4 protein-coding genes and 1 pseudogene are annotated in these 3,375 nt (G+C 66.6%); 4 read left to right on the top strand and 1 reads right to left on the bottom strand.

Going from position 1 to position 3,375, the window contains the following annotated elements; all coding sequences use genetic code 11:
• The first annotated feature begins 633 nt into the window (after positions 1–633).
• Positions 634–1,449, top strand: a complete 816-nt coding sequence (locus tag B1964_RS27235; RefSeq protein ID WP_079932040.1) for a crotonase/enoyl-CoA hydratase family protein — start codon at positions 634–636, stop codon at positions 1,447–1,449.
• Between the two features lie 37 nt (positions 1,450–1,486).
• Complete coding sequence (locus B1964_RS27230; RefSeq protein ID WP_079932039.1) at positions 1,487–1,924, top strand: VOC family protein; 438 nt, start codon at positions 1,487–1,489, stop codon at positions 1,922–1,924.
• Between the two features lie 34 nt (positions 1,925–1,958).
• Here the strand turns inward: B1964_RS27230 and B1964_RS27225 are convergent, their stop codons facing one another.
• Complete coding sequence (locus B1964_RS27225) at positions 1,959–2,336, bottom strand: hypothetical protein (protein ID WP_079932038.1); 378 nt, start codon at positions 2,334–2,336, stop codon at positions 1,959–1,961.
• Between the two features lie 90 nt (positions 2,337–2,426).
• On the opposite strand from B1964_RS27225, the pseudogene B1964_RS31325 reads away from it, so the two are divergent.
• Positions 2,427–2,870, top strand: a pseudogene (locus B1964_RS31325) (class II glutamine amidotransferase); the annotation flags it as partial.
• 94 nt (positions 2,871–2,964) lie between these two features.
• Entirely contained in the window at positions 2,965–3,306 is a 342-nt protein-coding gene (locus B1964_RS31320; RefSeq protein WP_253194229.1) for a hypothetical protein, read from the top strand.
• The last annotated feature ends 69 nt before the right edge of the window (positions 3,307–3,375 follow it).

The raw sequence follows: 3,375 nt of genomic DNA, 5'->3' as shown, positions 1-3,375 counted from the left end.
CTCGGCCTTCACCGGCGCGCCGCTCCCGGCCTGCGGTTGACGACGTGGTCGGGGAGCCTCCTGGCAGGCTGCCGCGAGACCCCGAGTCCTCCGCAAGCTCCGGCCACAGGCTCTCTTGCCCTCGACTGATGTGCTCACCAGCGCATACACTGGTGCCCAGAGTTGATGCCATCTCATCGCTCCCACGCCCCCGGCCAGCGGTAACTGGTGCGGGGGCTTCTTATTGGGAGTCAGGAGATGAGCGGGTGGGCCGAAAGTGGGCCACCCGATCAGATGGGGGAGCGCGACCTGCGGCTATCTGGTCTGGTTAGACCGATACAACCGCCTTGACCTGCGAAAACGATGGTGACACAACGCCTCCGGAGCAGAAGGCCGCAGGTTCGAATCCTGCCGGGGGCACCGTGACATCCCTTCCGGCCTCCGGCCGGTGTGCGCCTGCTGTGTTTGAAAGAGATCCACGGAGGCGCACCGTGACTTCCCCAGCCGCTACACCCCCTCTGTTCGTGCGAGACGGCGCGACATCCTGCACGCGCAACGTCTACCGTGCCACCGCACCCACCTGTAACGTCGGCAGCGCACCCTGGACAACAGCGTGCAGTCGTGACGTCCGACCCCCGGGAGATCGGTATCAGTATGAGCGAGCACAGAATCCGCCTCGACGTCGACGCTGACGGCGTCGCCACGGTGACGCTGGATCGCGCCGAGAAGCACAACGCTCTCGATGCTGCGATGTTCGAGGCGCTCGTGGACGTCACCGAGAAGCTGGCCGCCGATCGCACCGTGCGCGCCGTCGTACTCCACGGCGACGGCAAGAGTTTTTGTTCGGGCCTCGACATCACGAGTCTGGGTGACCGCGAGGGCAGCGGTCCGATGGATCTCATGGCACGCGAGGACGGCCGCGCCGCCAATCTGGCCCAGCGCGTGTCCTACGACTGGTCGCGCATCGCCGCGCCGGTGATCGCCGCTGTGCACGGCAACTGCTTCGGCGGCGGCATGCAGATCGCGCTCGGTGCCGACATTCGGTATGCGGCACCGGATGCCCGACTGTCGATCATGGAGGTCAAGTGGGGTCTGGTGCCCGACATGGGTATCACCCAGACCCTGCCGCGGCTCGTCGGCATCGACGTCGCCAAGGAGTTGACGTTCACCGGACGCATCCTGAACGGAACCGAAGCCGATGCGCTCGGCCTCGTCACCCGCGTCGCCGACGACCCGCTCGCCGAGGCATTGGCGCTGGCTCACGAGATCGCCGGCAAATCCCCGCATGCCGTTCAAGCCGCCAAGCGTCTCTACGACGACACCTGGACGAGCTCCGATCCGGCATCGGCGCTGCTGCTGGAGAGCGAACTGCAGGTCGGTCTGATGGGTTCGCCGAATCAGTTGGAGGCGGTCGCGGCGGGGATGAGTCGCCGCACTCCCGTGTTCGCCGATCCGGAGGTTCAGCAATGAACGGGCCCAACAGAATTCCCAAACGAGGGCGCCACGCATGACGATCCGGATGAACAACGTCGGCATCGTCGTCGAGGATCTCTCGGCGGTAATCGACTTCTTCGTCGAACTCGGGCTCGAGCTTGAGGGTCGCGCGATGGCCGAGGGGGAGTGGGCCGGTCGGGTGACCGGGCTGGCCGATCAGCGCGTCGAGGTCGCGATGATGCGCACGCCCGACGGTCACGGTCGGCTCGAACTCTCACGGTTCCTCGCACCCGAGGTGATCGACGACCATCGCAACGCGCCGGTGAACGCGCTCGGATATCTGCGAGTCATGTTCGAGGTCGACGACCTCGACCACACCCTCGCCCGAGCCGTCGCGAAAGGCGCGCGTCTCGTCGGCCCCGAAGTGGTGCAGTACGAGAACGTCTATCGCCTCTGTTACATCCGCGGGCCCGAGAACATCCTGGTGGGACTCGCGCAGAACATCAGCTGAGTCTCGCTTGACGAGAGCTAGCTCGCCAGAACCTTCAGGCGTCGGGGACAAACCCGCTGTCGGCGCCCTCGGCGAGCCCCACGTAGAGGCGGCGCCACGGGTCGTGGCCCACGAGATGCCACCGATGTCCGGTGCCGACGGTGTCCTCGGCCACCAGCACCATCCCCGGCTCGAGCCGGAACTGCTCCCCGTCGCGGGTCACGAAGTCCAGAACACCGGCGAGGGTGATCACGTACTGCCGCCGCGGCGCGGTGTGCCAATCGAGAGACCCGCCACTCTCGGTTTCCTGGAACGCCGAGGTCGTCGTGGCTGCCGACGCCGAGCGCACCGCGTTCTCCACCAGATCGATGTGTCCGTGCCGGACGTGTGAACGTCCGTCCTCGTCGTTGTGCAGGCGGATGGCTCGGATCATGGGGTCACCCTATCGATTCGCCGAGGTCTGCCGGTGCCGAGCCGCTGCGGTTGGGCATTGCGCGGTGCGGGTGATTGCTACGGTCGGTCCATGTGTCGCTGGCTGGCCTACACCGGTTCCCCGATTCATCTCGAGGACCTGCTGACCAGGCCGTCGCACTCGCTGGTCGACCAGAGCTTCGAGGCGCGTCAGCTCTATCTCCCGGGCTCGCCGATGACGACGATGATTCGGCATCACGACTGGCCGACCAACGGCGACGGCTTCGGATTCGGGTGGTACGGCGATCGCGATTTTCCCGGCCAGTACCGCGACACCCGGCCCGCCTGGAGCGACCACAACCTGCAGCGACTCGCCGAGCAGATCCGGTCACCGATGTTCCTCGCGCATGTGCGCGCGGCGCTCGGCGGCACCACCGAACGTGTGAACTGCCATCCGTTCGTGCACGGGCGCTGGCTGTTTCAGCACAACGGGGAGATTCCGCGGTTCTCGGATCTCAAGCGGGACCTGACCTTCGACATCGATCCCGAGCTGTACCCGTTCGTGGAGGGCAACGCCGACACCGAGGTGTGCTTCTTCCTCGCCCTGACCTACGGACTGGCGAGCGACCCAAAGGGGCGCGTTCGCGCGGATGGTGGCCCGTATCGAGCGGGCGCGCGCCGACCACGGCGTCGTCGAACCCTTTGTCGGTACCTTCTGCGCCGCCGACGGCGACGCGCTCTACGCGCTGAGGTACTCGAGCGACCGGTCCTCGCGCACGCTGTATCACTCGACGGGACACATGCGGTTGTCGGCGGCCGATCCGGGAGCGCATATCGAGCTGCCCGCCGACGGCCGGATTCTGGTGTCCGAGCCGCTCGAACTGGAGTACCGGGACACGCATTGGACGGCGGTGCCGGAATGGTCGTTCGTCACCCTGCGGGCCGGGACCGAACCCGTCGTCGAGGAGTTCGACCCGACGCCGGCCGCCTGACGTGTGCCTGTCATCAACGCATGGCGAGGTCACCGGCGTCCGTTGTGGTGTGCCGGTGACTTCGCGTGT

This window comes from Gordonia sp. i37 (assembly GCF_002043085.1).
GTDB lineage: Bacteria > Actinomycetota > Actinomycetes > Mycobacteriales > Mycobacteriaceae > Gordonia > Gordonia polyisoprenivorans.
This window is presented reverse-complemented; position numbering and strand designations above follow the sequence as displayed.

Excerpts from the sequence above, each read along its gene's own strand:
- B1964_RS27225 (WP_079932038.1), bottom strand. The coding sequence starts at position 2,336 with ATGATCCGAGCCATCCGCCTGCACAACGACGAGGACGGACGTTCACAC.
- B1964_RS31320 (WP_253194229.1), top strand. The coding sequence starts at position 2,965 with ATGGTGGCCCGTATCGAGCGGGCGCGCGCCGACCACGGCGTCGTCGAA.
- B1964_RS27230 (WP_079932039.1), top strand. The coding sequence starts at position 1,487 with ATGACGATCCGGATGAACAACGTCGGCATCGTCGTCGAGGATCTCTCG.
- B1964_RS27235 (WP_079932040.1), top strand. The coding sequence starts at position 634 with ATGAGCGAGCACAGAATCCGCCTCGACGTCGACGCTGACGGCGTCGCC.